This is a genomic window from Lysinibacillus sp. EB271-A1-10B, assembly GCF_058791335.1.
The window spans coordinates 126,270-139,714 of sequence record NZ_JBYTDL010000004.1 but is presented as its reverse complement, the minus strand read 5'-3'; the positions used below and the strand labels follow the sequence as shown (position 1 = coordinate 139,714).

Here is a 13,445-nt window from a genome sequence, read left to right as displayed (position 1 = left end):
TCAGCAGAAAACTCCCACCTCTATAGGCGGTGAGATGAATACGATTTTGGTACCTTTTCAGTGGGTGTCCAAACACCTACTGAAATAGAGGAACTCAGTCTAAGAACGCCACGTCCTGTGGCAACGACTGAGTGACCAACATCTTGTTGGCCCAAAGCCTCCGGCGGATGTCACGGATTTTTTTAAGGAATGAATTGTGGTGGCACAATTCAAAATCCGGACGCAATTCCGCCAAGGCGTAATTGATTACTATTCGAGGAGTGAAAAAAATAAAACATCCAGTTAATTTGTCTAGATCGCTTTCTTTAACGTCTGTTGTTGTTACTGGGATGGCCTTTATGGCTTTAACTACAGTGTTTAGCACATACGGCATAGCCTCTAAAATATCTCATGGTATGGTCGCTGGATCGTATGTAATTGCATTAATTGTGATGATGTTTACGGCTCATAGTTATGGTCAAATGGCAAAAGCGTACCCCATTGCGGGATCTGCCTATACCTATGCGCAAAAAGCTATTAATTCTCATGTTGGTTTCTTAGTGGGATGGGCAATTTTAATGGATTATCTCTTGATCCCAATGGTTAACTTTTTACTATTTGGTATTTTCTTCTCAGCTGCTATACCTGAAGTTCCACAGTATGTTTGGATACTTACATTAGTAGTTCTTGTGACGTTTGTAAATGTTAGAGGTGTAAAGTTAAGCGCAAATATCAACATGATTGTAGTAGGCTTATCGGTATTATTTCTAATTGTCTTTTGCATCTTATCAGTTAAATCAATAGTAACTGGAACCGGGACTGGCATTTTATTTAACCTTGATCCCTTTATTAATACTGAGGAGTCATTTAAGTATATAGTTGCTGGTGCTGCACTATTATGTTTCTCTTTCCTCGGTTTTGATGCAGTTTCTACTTTTTCAGAAGAAGTAAAAAATCCGGAGAAAAACATACCGCGTGCAATATCTTTAGTAACAATAATTGGTGGATTATGTTTTGTAGTCGTATCTTATTTTGCACATAATGTTTGGCCAGATTATACGAGTTTTAAAGATGCTGATTCTGCTTCCTATGAAATTATTTTCCTAGTAGGCGGGAATGCCCTACAAGCAGCATTCCTAGCAAAAACTGCAGTGGTTGTATTTGGTTCCGCGTCCGCATCTCAAGCAAGTGCCGCACGTGTATTATACGCAATGGGAAGAGATGGACAATTACCTGAAAAATTTTTTGGAAAACTAAATAAAAGAACGAGAACCCCGGTTAACAACATTTTATTAATTGGTCTTTTATCATTATCTTCATTGTTTTTAAGTCTAACCATTGTCGCGTCTTTCATTAACTTTGGCGCCCTACTTGCATTTACTGCTGTGAATCTATCCGTTGTTTTTTTATATTACGGTAAGCGAAAAGAACGCTCCTTAAAGGGGATTATCTTCTATTTGATTTTTCCATTAATCGGAGCAGTACTTACAACTTGTTTGCTTTTCAACCTAGATGTTTATTCGATTGCTCTTGGTAGTGTTTGGTTAGGAATTGGTGTTATTTATTTATTATTTATGACAAAAGGTCTTAAGCATAAACCACCAGTGCTCAATACAGATCAAATTAATTAGTCGCAATTTAAAACATTAATGAAGCAGCTAAAAATATGTAAAGGGGATGGATGAATGACAGATAACACTACGCTCAAAAGGTCATTAGGTGTTTGGTCAATTGTTGCACTGGGATTAGGATATATGACGCCTACAGTGGTCTTTGATACGTTTGGAATTGTATCAAAATTAACAAATGGTGTAGTACCAATGGCGTATTTAGTCGCCTTGTTAGTGATGGTATTGACAGCGATTAGTTATGGAAAGATGGTACAGGTATTCCCGGCTGCTGGTTCAGCATATACATACACCCGGGAAACAATGGGGTCTCACCTAGGATTCCTCGTAGGATGGGCATCGTTATTAGATTATTTATTATTACCGTTAGTTAATGCATTAATTATTCGAATATATATGGAATCTCTGTTTCCGAATGTACCTGTTTGGATTTGGGTATTTACTTATGTCATTGTAGTTACTGCAATTAATGCTTATAGTATGGAATCAACATCCAGCTTAAACTTTATACTCGTTGTTTTCACGATTTGTTTAATAGGTATCTTCATAATACTTGCTTCTGTACAACTTTATCAAGGTATGGGAAATGGTACTTTATTCACGATTCATCCACTATCACATGAAAATGTGAAATTAATAGCAGTTTTAACTGGGGCAACAGTAGTAGCTTTCTCGTTTATCGGTTTCGACGCAATAACAATGTATACGGAAGAAGCAAAGGATACATCAACAGTTCCTAGAGCAATCCTTCTAACTGTTTTAATCGGTGGGGGTATTTTCTTTATTGCTTCTTATTTTACACAAGCATTATTCCCGGATGTTTCTGTGTTCGAAAATGTAGATGATACATTGCCGGAAATTGGTTTATATGTAGGAGGGAAGTTATTCCAACTGCTTTTCATTGCAGGAGCTTTCGCTGCTACTGTAGCTTCAGGACTTGCATCTCACGCAAGTGCATCTCGTTTGCTGTTTGTTATGGGCAGAAATGGTGTACTTCCTAAAAAAACTTTCGGATACTTACACCCTAAATTTAGAACGCCTGTTTTTACGATTGTTTTGACGGGAATCGTATCATTATTTGCAATAGGACCAAATTTAGAATTAATTGCTTCAGTCATTAACTTTGGGGCATTAATTGCATTCACATTCGTTAACCTTTCTGTTATTGTTCATTTCTATATTCGTCAGAAAAGGAGATCAGGCAGTGAAACCTTTAAGTACTTAATTATGCCTTCTTTCGGAGCATTAGCTACTGGAGTTCTTTGGTATCATTTACACGCTGATGCATTTATAGGTGGAATCGTTTGGCTTATAATCGGAATCATTTACATGCTGTTTATAACAAGATTCTTTAAAAAAGAACTTGGAAGCATGGACTCTATTGATGACTTGGAGTCATTAGATAAAGAGATTTTTAATGAAGATAAGATTAAAGTCTTGAATTAACTATTTAGAGGATGAGAATCTCTTAGATAATCTTCCTCTTTTTAATGACACAAGAAGTAAATAAAGGAGTGATTGCTTTGAAAGAAAAAATTCGACTGTATATAGAAGAAAATAAAGAAGAATTATTTAAAACAATTCAAGATGTCGTACGTATAAAAAGCGTTGTTGGTAATGAACAAGAGATGCAAGTATACATGAAAAAAAAATATGAAGAACTTAACTTGATTTTGCATGAGATTGAACCAAAATATGAGAAGGTTTCAGCTCATGAAGCGTTTATTGATTCAGGTATTCCGTTTGAAGACCGAAAAAATATTATTGGAATACATAAAGGTGTCTCCAATGGTAAGTCATTAACGATTCATGGGCATGTAGATGTTGTTTCTCCAGAACCATATTCAAACTGGACGATGGACCCATGGAGTGGAGATATTATTGGAAACAAGTTATACGGTCGAGGCTCTGCCGATATGAAAGCAGGACTTATTTCAAATTGGTTCGCATTGAAAACATTAATTGATTTAGGTTATCCAATTGCTGGAGATGTTCAGCTACATTCAGTAATAGAAGAAGAAGCTGGTGGTGGAGGCGGAGCTTTAGCATGTTTGGAGGAAGGCTTCGTAACAGATGGGTACATTTCGACAGAGCCACATAATTTGAATATGACAATAAGTCATGGTGGGATTATGTATTTCCGAGTGTACGTAAAGGGAAGAACAGCGCATGCTGGTTTAGCGCATGAAGGCATAAATGCTATTTCAAAAATGATGAAAATCCTTAGTGCGCTGGATGAATTAAGTGAATGGCGTGCTAAAAATGTTAAGTTTGATTTATTTGAAAAGGGGTCTGGACAGTCCGTTCACTTAAACTTAGGTGTACTAAAAGCTGGGGACTGGGTATCGACAGTTCCAGGGGAAGCGATCCTCGAAGGAAGAATTGGTTTTATCCCAGGGGAAACTCGCGAAGAAATTAAGCAACTAGTACAAGACACGATTATGAAATCTGTCTTAGGCGATGAGTGGATGGATAAAAATCCACCTGTTATAGAGTGGTTTGGATGGTCAACGGAGCCATGGTACCAAGATCCTGAGAACCCTTTTGTAAAGTTATTCATCGAAAATGCAGAAGATGTTATGGGACATAAAGTAATAATGGTTGGGAGAGCTGGAGGAAATGATGCACGATTTACTCAGTATTACGGAAAACAAGGATTGTGCTTTGGGCCAATTGGAGAAAATATGCATGGACCAGATGAATGTGTTCATTTAGATAGCGTAGTAGAAGTAGCTAATGTTTTGGCAAATTATATTATTAAGTGGAGCGAGAGTTAATCATCTTTAACTTTTGGGAATATCCATTTCAAACTAATATAGTATCTCTCGTAATGCTTCTAACTTGGGTAGCTGAATGATTAGGAATGTTATGGAAAAAGGGGGTTAATGCAATTACACTAAAAAAACTTTTAATCGGGATTAGTGTGGAAAATGATTTGATAAAACAAATCTCTCTTAACAATTAAATCGACGAAACAATTCCTGTATTCAAAATTAATTGAAAATTAAATAAATTCATTTTCGAGATGTAAGTAAATCACATTTTAGTAGTTGGCTAGCTTATTGTTTATTAATTGTGAGTGTATTGTTTAAAAACATTTAAAAGAGAGGATGTATTTTTATGAAAAGAAATTATTCTGTTGAAGAACTTAAAGTGTTAGACCAAAAGCATTTTCTACACCCTACTTCACCAGTAAAGACGGAAAATGGACCGGGATTTATTTTTACAGAAGGAAAAGGTGTTTATCTGTATGATATTACAGGTAAAAAAGTTATTGATGGTATGTCTTCACTTTGGAATGTGAATATCGGACATGGTAGAACAGAACTCGGTGAAGTAGCGAAAGAACAAATGGATAAATTAGCCTTCAGTTCTTGTTTTGCAACGTTTAGTAATGAGCCTGCTATTCTATTAGCAAAAAAGTTAGCAGAATTAGCACCTGGTGATTTAAATACTACATTTTTTACGTCCGGTGGTTCCGAATCCAATGATAGCGCCTATAAATTGGCTCGTCATTATTGGATATTAAAAGGGGAAACTTCTCGAAAAAAAATTATCTCAAGATCGAGATCTTATCACGGGGTGGCAATCGGTGCTACAAGTGCGACGGGTTTAAAAGGATTTCGTGATTTTACAAATTCGAATGCACCGGATTTTCTATTCGTAGATCATTTTTCCATACAGGCTTTACGTGATTTGATTGAAACTGTAGGTCCAGAAACAATAGCTGCTTTCATCACCGAGCCAGTACAAGGTGCAGGGGGCGTGCATGTTGCACCGGATAATTATTTCAAAGAAATTCGTGAAATTTGCAATGAGTACGGTATTTTGATGATAACTGATGAAGTTATCACAGGATTTGGTAGGACGGGTAAGTTCTTTGCGATGGAACATTTTAATGTGGTACCGGATATGATGTGCTTTGCAAAAGGTGTTACTAGTGGATATGCACAATTAGGTGGTGTAATGATCTCAGAGAAAATACACCAAGAATTTTCTGAGTTATCAGAAGGAACTATATTGCATGGATACACTTATAGTGGTCATCCAATGGCTTGTGCAGTTGGGTTGAAAAACATTGAAATTATAGAGAAAGATAATTTAGTAGCAAATGCAGAAATTCGTGGTCAAGAGCTATTAGCAGGGTTAAAAGTATTACAAGCGAAGTATCAATTTATTGTAGATGCAAGAGGTTTAGGTTTAATGGCAGGTATAGAAATCTCTTATGAAGGAAGGCTCCTCGCTCCGCAAATAGTGACAGAGGCAGCAAAGTTGGGATTAATATGTCGCTCTGTTGTACTAGATGCTCAAGATATTGTTGTATTTTCACCACCATTATCAATAAGCCAAAAGGAGTTAAGAGATTTATTAGATATTCTAGAAAAGGCGATTCAAGAAGTAGAGAATCAGGTATTGGCAAATAAGTTGTAATACGAAAGGTGAGGTAATTATAATGAGGAAAAATTTATTTATCAATGGGGATTGGGTGGAAGCAGCAGAGTATACAGAATTATGCTCTCCATATAGTAGCGAAGTCATTGCAGAAATACCGAAGGCAAATGTCGAGGAAGTAGAAGCAGCTTTAGTAGCTGCCGATGCTGCACGTAAAACGATGGCGAATATGCCTTTGTATAAGCGTGCGATTATTCTTGAAAAATTAGCTTCTTTATTAGAAGCACGTGCTGAAGAAGCAGCAGAGCTAATAGCACTAGAAGCAGCCAAGCCTATTTCAACCGCCAAAGCTGAAGTTCAGCGTACAATTCAAACGTATAAATTTGCTGCTGAAGAAGCAAAGCGAATACACGGAGAAACAATTCCTGTGGATGCTGCCCCCGGTGGAGACGGGCGCATTGCCTATACGGTTCGTGAACCATTAGGTATCGTGGCAGCTATTACACCTTTTAATTTCCCAATGAATCTAGTAGCTCATAAAGTAGGGCCAGCAATAGCATCAGGTAACACGGTTGTATTAAAACCTGCAAGTCAAACACCATTAACTTCCTATTTTATTGGTGAATTATTAGAAGAGGCAGGATTACCGAAGGGTGCGTTAAATATCGTTACTGGTGCAGGTTCTTTAATTGGTAACAAATTAGTCACGGATAATCGCGTGAAAAAGATTTCTTTTACAGGTAGCCCCGCTGTAGGTATTGGCATACGCAATCAAGCAGGTCTTAAGAAAGTAACGCTTGAATTGGGTTCTAATGCGGCTGTTATTATCGATGAAAATGTTGATATTGATAAATTAATTCCACGTGTCGTTTCCGGTGCATTTGCATTCCAAGGGCAGGTATGTATTTCAGTTCAACGAATCTATGTTCACGAAAAAATGTATGATTTGTTTGTAGATAAATTTGTAACAGCTACAAAAGAGTTGAAACTTGGTGATCCCCTAGATCCTACAACGGATGTTTCAGCCTTAATTAGTCCACAAGATGTAAAACGAACATTAAGTTGGATTGAAGAAGCAAAGGGGCAAGGGGCAATTATTGCAACTGGTGGAGAATCTGAAGGGAATATCTTACAACCTACCGTACTATTAAATGTAAAACCGGAGCAGAAGGTTTCCTGTCAGGAGGTATTCGCACCAATCGTATCTATTATGAAGTTTTCATCTATTCAAGAGGCATTTGAACAAGTAAATGACTCCAAATATGGTTTGCAAGCTGGTGTTTATTCAAATAATATCCATGTTGCTTTACAGGCAACGCAAAAACTCCATGTAGGTGGTGTCATTATAAATGATATTCCTACATTCCGTTTAGATCATCTACCATATGGTGGCGTAAAGGAAAGTGGTATGGGAAGAGAAGGGCTGAAGTATGCAATTGAGGAAATGACAGAAATGAAACTTGTAGTTATAAACCAAAACTAATAAAAAAATAGGTAGGAGGAAATATAATGATAATTGGTGTACCTAAAGAAATAAAAAATAATGAAAATCGAGTAGGAATTACTCCAGCAGGTGTTGTGGCTTACAAAAAAGGTGGTCATGAAGTAATAATTGAATCGAGTGCAGGGCTAGGTAGTGGATTTACAGACCAAGATTATTTAGATGTAGGCGCTCAAATTACTAAATCGACTAAGGAAGCTTGGGATGTTGATATGGTGATTAAAGTGAAGGAGCCGATTCAGGAGGAGTACAAATATTTTAAAGAGAATCTAATTCTCTACACATACCTACATTTAGCTCCAGAGCCAGAATTAACGAAAGCTTTGCTTGAAAGTAAAGTTACTGGAATTGCTTATGAAACAATTCAATTAGATTCAGGTGCCTTACCGTTATTAACGCCAATGAGTGAAGTTGCAGGCCGAATGTCTGTACAAATTGGTGCACAGTTTTTAGAAAATTCCAAAGGAGGAAAAGGGGTTCTCTTAGGTGGTATACCTGGTGTTGCACCTGGAAATGTAGTGATTATAGGTGCTGGAGTTGTCGGGACGAATGCTGCGAAAATGGCAGTAGGATTAGGTGCAAACGTAACAATTTTAGACGTTAATATTACACGCTTAAGTCAAATAGATGATATGTTCCAAGGACGTGTTCGTACACTTGCATCAAATACCTACAATATCGCTGAAGCAGTGAAAACAGCAGATTTGTTAATTGGTGCTGTGCTAATTCCAGGTTCACGTGCACCACAATTAGTTTCAAAAGAAATGATTCAAACGATGCAAAAGGGGTCTGTTGTAGTGGATGTAGCGGTAGATCAAGGGGGTTCTATTGAAACAATTGATCGAATTACTACTCATAGTAATCCTACTTATGAAGTATACGGGGTTGTGCATTACGCAGTTGCGAATATGCCAGGTGCTTGCGCGCGTACCTCAACAATGGGCTTGTCAAATGTAACTGTTCCATACGGTTTGCAAATAGCTAATAAAGGCTATCGCCAAGCTGCTTTAGATAATCCTGTTTTAGCGAAGGGGATAAACGTAGTAAATGGAAAAATAGTATATAAAGCGGTAGCTGATGCACATGGATTACCATATACGGATCTACAAGTAGAATTAGCAGCAGATTCAACTTCGGCGTTAGCAGTTAAATAGAATAAGAGAAATAATGTTATTTGATATGAACAGAAGGTGAAAATTGGTAGGGAACGTACGTAATCTACCAAGCTTTCACCTTCTTTTCTATTTTTAAATTTCGATAATTTTCAAAACACATGAAAGAGCTAGATTATGCGTAAGACCGTAATCAAATAACGAATATAAACAACCAGGCACCTCCGGTACGATAGACGTAACAATTAAAGGAGGTGCTTTTTAATTATTATTTTCTTTATCATTTGCTTTGGATATGGGGCAAGTGCATTAACCTTTGCAGCTGTACGTCAATCTTTTAAACTTGAAGAATCAGGAATTGTTTCAGGGATTGCGAATACGGGTGGCTTTCTAAGTGCTGTATTGCTACCCATCATTTTTGGCTATATATTGGATCATTTTCAATCAACTTCAGGAAATCTATTTGATGGATATTACTATGGTTTCATCACGCCGGTTATCTTCTCCATCGTTGGTTTGATTGGCGTGATTTTATTTAAGGAAAAACGTCAGAGCTTTAATAAGAATAATAAACAGGGGTAAAGAGCATGAAGCAAAGCAACCATTCTTTTGCTCTTGTTTTTTATTCCTTTATCAACCTGATTTATAGGGTAGAGGCTTATCACCAAAGTTGTGGATGACATTTTTTAAAATATATGCCCTGTATTACTTGCTCTTCGTTCCGGCTGGGCGCCCCCAGGAATCTTTCTCTGTGCGAAAGCGTAGCGACAGCAACAACGAATGTTTTCTGTAGCGTTAGCTACAAAGCGCCCAGTCGGAAGAGCCAAAAAAGGAGTTTGTCTCAGACGCAAGAGACAACTCTTTTCTTAGTATTGAAAAACAAAATGATCAAGGTAATCTTTGTGAATGTTTTCGTGTCGAGCCCCAAAATAGAATCACTAAAGCTCCTTTCGTTCGTTTTATAGGAATACTTTGAAGATTTATCGAAACAAAATCGATCTTTATCGAAACTATTTGAGCTTTTATCGAAACAAAATCTCATTTTATCGAAACTATTTGGGCTTTTATCAAAAACAAGCTCTTTCTATCAAAGAAATCAACCACACGTTTTGATGAAGAGCCAGGGTATATAAAAACAGTAAGATATTAGGTATAATTATTATTTAAGAAAAGAAAAATTGTGATTAGATTAAATCTAGTATAGAAGGGGGAGAAAACTTAAATTGACAAATAATAATAAAACGGTTATTCGTTCTATGGATATATTAAATTTATTTATCGATCATACTGAACTGTCATTTCAAGAAGTAATTGAGCTATCAGGAATTCCTAAAACCTCTGCTTTCCGCATGTTGAAATCTTTTGAGGAAATGAAATTTTTAGAGAAGGGAACTGATTCAAAATATAGGTTAGGTGTTCTCTTCCTTAAATTTGGACATCTAGTATCTATGCGCCTAGATGTGCGGAAAATTGCAGAACCAATTATGAATGAGTTACATAATGATGTAAAAGAAGCGATAAATTTAATCGTTCGTGATGGTGACGATGCTGTTTATATCGAGAAAATAGATACGAAGCAAAAAGTTCGACTCTACACAGCTATTGGTAGAAAAAGTCCTCTTTATGCAGGAGCATGCCCTCGTGCTGTATTATCCTTTTTACCGGATACAGACATAAAGGAATATCTCGAATCGGTAGAACTTAAATCATTTGCAATGGGGACGATCACGGGAAAGGAAAGGCTTTTTGAAACGATTGTGCAGGCTAGAGAACTTGGTTATACAATCAGCCATTCAGAATTAGAAAATTATACATCTGCTGTTGCAGCACCGATTTACGATCATAAAGGGGAAGTCGTTGCGGCAATGAGTATTGCGGGACTAGAAACCAATTATCAAGGGGAAAACGTTGAAATTTTCGTCGATAAACTTAAAAAGGCTACCGCACAAATTTCTAAACAATTAGGGTATGAACAGCTTTAAAAAATGGGTAGTCTCAAAAGTTATTTGAGATTACCCATTTTGTGTTGGAGTTGCTGATTTTTAGAAAATATTATTATCTAAATATGCTATAACCTTTTTAAACGGAGCCCAAATGCTAATTCATTTCGTTTTCTTTCTTGATGAATTAATGCCAATTGAGCTTCTTCAAGAGTGACCTCTTTAAAATAGATTCGACCATTTGTTTGCATTTGTGCTAATGATGGTAAATCGGCAGCAATCACTTGAGCTATTTTAGGATATCCACCAGTTGTTTGACGATCTGCCATTAAAATAATTGGTTGCCCATTGGAGGGCACTTGAATCGTTCCGAATGTAACTCCTTCCGATAATAATTCAAATGGCTCTTTTAATTGAATAGCTTCTCCTTCTAATCGATAGCCCATTCGATCTGCGTGTGTTGTGATGGTGTAAGGTGTTGAAAGAAATTTTTTTAAACTCTCCTCATCGAAATGCTCATATTCAGAGCCTCTTATAAAGCGGATTGTTTGTGTTTTTTTTAATGAAACAAAGGATGTGTAATCAGCGGACCAAGGAAGGTACGTTGGTTCTTTTTTTAATTGTTCAAAAAGAGCCTCTCCTAACTCTGATCGTCTAACTAATTCAAAGACATCATTCTTCAGTAATTTTCTTCCTTGAAATCCTCCAATTCCAGCACGTATGTAGGTGCTTTTACTGTTCATCACTTCGGGCACTTGAATTCCGCCACTAATTGATACGTAAGCTCGGCAACCACTAATCGCAGTATTAAATTTCAAAACAGATCCTTTTTGAATTAAAAGTGGTCGCCACATTGGTGCTTCTTTGCCGTCTATTGTAGGTTGCAAATTACCACCTGTAATAGCGATCAGTTCATCCGTTTCGAATAAAAGGGATGTTCCATAAAGTGTCACCTCAAGAGCGCCTTCTCCTTCCGAATTACCAACAAGTAAATTCGCAATTCGTAAGGAATTTGAATCCATTGCTCCTCCGACGATAATACCAAACTTTTGTAGCCTATATCTTCCTAGGTCTTGAATGGTTGCCAGCATACCTGGCTGTAATACTTTTATGCCCATGTTTTCATCTCCCAGTCGCTCTTATATTCTTCCAACGAAATTGGTACAAACTGAATTCGATCACCAGGTTGTAATAAGGTTGGAGGAGATTGTTCAGGTAGAAACAAACGAGAAGGTGTTCGTCCGATAATTTGCCATCCCCCTGGAGTTTCTAATGGATAAATACCTGTTTGATTTCCCGCAATTCCAACAGACCCCGGAGTAATCGATAACCGTGGAGTTTCTTTACGAGGTGTTGCTATCCGTTTGTCCATTCCTCCCATAAACGGAAAACCTGGAGCAAAGCCTATCATGTAAACAAGATATTCCACAGAAGAATGAATGTTAATCACTTCATTAGGTGTTAAACCATGATAAGAGGCTACAAATTCTAAATCTGGTCCCATTTCACCACCATATACTACAGGGATTTTTACGACACGTGCCTTCGTTGTTTCAACTATGTGAGATTGATTCATTAAAGAAAGAATTGTTGCTTTCACCTTTTCGTAAGGCATTTCGCCTTCTTTTCCTATATTTGAAAAGTATACTTCAATCGGATTGTAATAAACCGTCACATTATTATAGGCAGGTACAACTTCGATGAATCCTTTAAATGGATTTCTCTCTAATAAGTTCAATATATTTTTAACTTTGTTGTGATTTGCCTCACTGATTCCTTCACCTACATGTATAACTAGTGCAGAATCACTCAAAGGTCTTATCTGTACATTCTCTTTTAAATTCATCATAAAAACCATCTCCTGAAGTTTCGTAATTCGGTATGTAAGTTTTAAATAACGGATTATTAATATTATATTTAAACAATAAACGAAAACAAGTTTAATTTAAATGAAAATTTCAAAAAAAAAATTCTTTCTCAAAATTTTAAATTTATACTTTTCAGTAATAATAAAATATGATAAGATTTTTTTAAATTTCAAAACTTAAGTTCCGAATATCGGTACAGAATGTTTGTAAACGTATTCAGTGTAACTATTTTAGTGGGAAGAAAATGGGGGAAGAAGATGTTTCGAGTTGATTTAAACTGTGATTTAGGGGAAAGTTTTGGTCGTTATCGACTTGGAGAGCAAGAAGAAATCTTAAAATATGTAACTTCTGCTAATATTGCTTGTGGATTCCATGCTGGAGATCCAACAGTCATGCGAGAGACAGTTAAGCTAGCCATCGCTAATGGTGTGAAAATCGGGGCACATCCAGGATTACCGGATTTAAATGGCTTTGGACGACGTGAGATGAACATCACACCACAGGAAGCCTATGATATGGTCATTTATCAAGTTGGAGCATTGCAAGGTTTTCTAACGACTTACAATGAAACGATGCAGCATGTTAAACCACATGGAGCACTTTATAATATGGCTGCTAAAAATCCAGCGATTGCTGAGGCAATCGCACAAGCCATTTATGATATTTCACCTTCACTTGTGTTATTCGGTCTCTCAGGTAGTGAATTAACAAAAGCCGGAGAAAAAGTAGGGCTTCAAACAGCCCATGAAGTGTTTGCAGATCGTACCTATCAGAAGGATGGTTCTTTAACATCTCGTAAACAACCTGATGCATTGATTACCGATAAAGAACAAGCTGTGAATCAAGTTGTGAGAATGGTGAAAGAGGGAATTGTGCTGTCACAACAGAAAATCGATGTCCCATTACAGGCAAATACTATTTGTATTCATGGGGATGGGGAACATGCTGTAGAATTTGCAGAATATATTCATTCAAGATTAGCAGATCATCAAATATCAGTACGTGCAATCAAGGAGGGGTAAGCC

The 13,445-nt window shown here is 36.9% G+C and carries 11 protein-coding genes and 1 pseudogene; 9 read left to right on the top strand and 3 right to left on the bottom strand.

Features of this window, described 5'->3' with window-relative positions; translation table 11 throughout:
- Window positions 1-20 precede the first annotated feature (20 nt).
- Window positions 21-155 carry a hypothetical protein gene (locus AC3WSK_RS08010; RefSeq protein WP_492535006.1) on the bottom strand — a complete coding sequence of 45 codons (135 nt, stop codon included), beginning with the start codon at window positions 153-155 and terminating at the stop codon, window positions 21-23.
- A gap of 183 nt (window positions 156-338) precedes the next feature.
- On the opposite strand from AC3WSK_RS08010, the gene AC3WSK_RS08005 reads away from it, so the two are divergent.
- The 8 genes and pseudogenes from AC3WSK_RS08005 to AC3WSK_RS07970 all read left to right on the top strand — a co-directional run bounded on the left by AC3WSK_RS08005 (window position 339) and on the right by AC3WSK_RS07970 (window position 10,594).
- Window positions 339-1,610, top strand: a complete 1,272-nt coding sequence (locus AC3WSK_RS08005; RefSeq protein WP_240518282.1) for an APC family permease — start codon at window positions 339-341, stop codon at window positions 1,608-1,610.
- A gap of 54 nt (window positions 1,611-1,664) precedes the next feature.
- The gene (locus AC3WSK_RS08000; RefSeq protein WP_079561711.1) at window positions 1,665-3,053 is read left to right on the top strand and encodes an APC family permease; all 1,389 of its coding nucleotides are present in this window, start codon (window positions 1,665-1,667) and stop codon (window positions 3,051-3,053) included.
- A gap of 77 nt (window positions 3,054-3,130) precedes the next feature.
- On the top strand, window positions 3,131-4,384 hold the full coding sequence (locus tag AC3WSK_RS07995; RefSeq protein ID WP_492412124.1) for an ArgE/DapE family deacylase: 1,254 nt from the start codon (window positions 3,131-3,133) through the stop codon (window positions 4,382-4,384).
- A 343-nt stretch (window positions 4,385-4,727) separates the two neighbouring features.
- A complete protein-coding gene (locus tag AC3WSK_RS07990) occupies window positions 4,728-6,038 on the top strand; it encodes an aminotransferase family protein (RefSeq protein WP_492412126.1) in 1,311 nt (436 codons plus the stop codon).
- 22 nt (window positions 6,039-6,060) lie between these two features.
- On the top strand, window positions 6,061-7,482 hold the full coding sequence (locus AC3WSK_RS07985; protein ID WP_079561708.1) for an aldehyde dehydrogenase family protein: 1,422 nt from the start codon (window positions 6,061-6,063) through the stop codon (window positions 7,480-7,482).
- A 26-nt stretch (window positions 7,483-7,508) separates the two neighbouring features.
- Window positions 7,509-8,654 (top strand): alanine dehydrogenase, encoded by a 1,146-nt coding sequence (gene ald, locus AC3WSK_RS07980; protein WP_079561707.1) that lies wholly within the window; start codon window positions 7,509-7,511, stop codon window positions 8,652-8,654.
- Window positions 8,655-8,873: 219 nt separating this feature from the next.
- Window positions 8,874-9,194, top strand: a pseudogene (locus AC3WSK_RS07975) (MFS transporter); the annotation flags it as partial.
- Between the two features lie 641 nt (window positions 9,195-9,835).
- A complete protein-coding gene (locus AC3WSK_RS07970) occupies window positions 9,836-10,594 on the top strand; it encodes an IclR family transcriptional regulator (protein ID WP_492412129.1) in 759 nt (252 codons plus the stop codon).
- Window positions 10,595-10,680: 86 nt separating this feature from the next.
- Here the strand turns inward: AC3WSK_RS07970 and AC3WSK_RS07965 are convergent, their stop codons facing one another.
- Together AC3WSK_RS07965 and pxpB are read right to left on the bottom strand one after the other, a co-directional pair.
- Complete coding sequence (locus AC3WSK_RS07965; RefSeq protein WP_079561705.1) at window positions 10,681-11,670, bottom strand: 5-oxoprolinase subunit C family protein; 990 nt, start codon at window positions 11,668-11,670, stop codon at window positions 10,681-10,683.
- Window positions 11,661-12,401 (bottom strand): 5-oxoprolinase subunit PxpB, encoded by a 741-nt coding sequence (gene pxpB, locus AC3WSK_RS07960; protein WP_079561704.1) that lies wholly within the window; start codon window positions 12,399-12,401, stop codon window positions 11,661-11,663. The genes AC3WSK_RS07965 and pxpB overlap by 10 nt, the downstream gene beginning before the upstream one ends.
- Window positions 12,402-12,677: 276 nt before the next feature.
- Between pxpB and AC3WSK_RS07955 the strand changes: the two genes are divergently transcribed.
- Window positions 12,678-13,442 carry a LamB/YcsF family protein gene (locus tag AC3WSK_RS07955; RefSeq protein ID WP_079561703.1) on the top strand — a complete coding sequence of 255 codons (765 nt, stop codon included), beginning with the start codon at window positions 12,678-12,680 and terminating at the stop codon, window positions 13,440-13,442.
- The last annotated feature ends 3 nt before the right edge of the window (window positions 13,443-13,445 follow it).

What these genes read in the sequence shown, in the direction of transcription:
- AC3WSK_RS07955 (WP_079561703.1), top strand. Translation starts at nt 12,678, where the DNA reads ATGTTTCGAGTTGATTTAAACTGTGATTTAGGGGAAAGTTTTGGTCGT.
- AC3WSK_RS07985 (WP_079561708.1), top strand. Translation starts at nt 6,061, where the DNA reads ATGAGGAAAAATTTATTTATCAATGGGGATTGGGTGGAAGCAGCAGAG.
- AC3WSK_RS08005 (WP_240518282.1), top strand. Translation starts at nt 339, where the DNA reads ATGGCTTTAACTACAGTGTTTAGCACATACGGCATAGCCTCTAAAATA.
- AC3WSK_RS08000 (WP_079561711.1), top strand. Translation starts at nt 1,665, where the DNA reads ATGACAGATAACACTACGCTCAAAAGGTCATTAGGTGTTTGGTCAATT.
- pxpB (WP_079561704.1), bottom strand. Translation starts at nt 12,401, where the DNA reads ATGATGAATTTAAAAGAGAATGTACAGATAAGACCTTTGAGTGATTCT.
- AC3WSK_RS07990 (WP_492412126.1), top strand. Translation starts at nt 4,728, where the DNA reads ATGAAAAGAAATTATTCTGTTGAAGAACTTAAAGTGTTAGACCAAAAG.
- ald (WP_079561707.1), top strand. Translation starts at nt 7,509, where the DNA reads ATGATAATTGGTGTACCTAAAGAAATAAAAAATAATGAAAATCGAGTA.
- AC3WSK_RS07965 (WP_079561705.1), bottom strand. Translation starts at nt 11,670, where the DNA reads ATGGGCATAAAAGTATTACAGCCAGGTATGCTGGCAACCATTCAAGAC.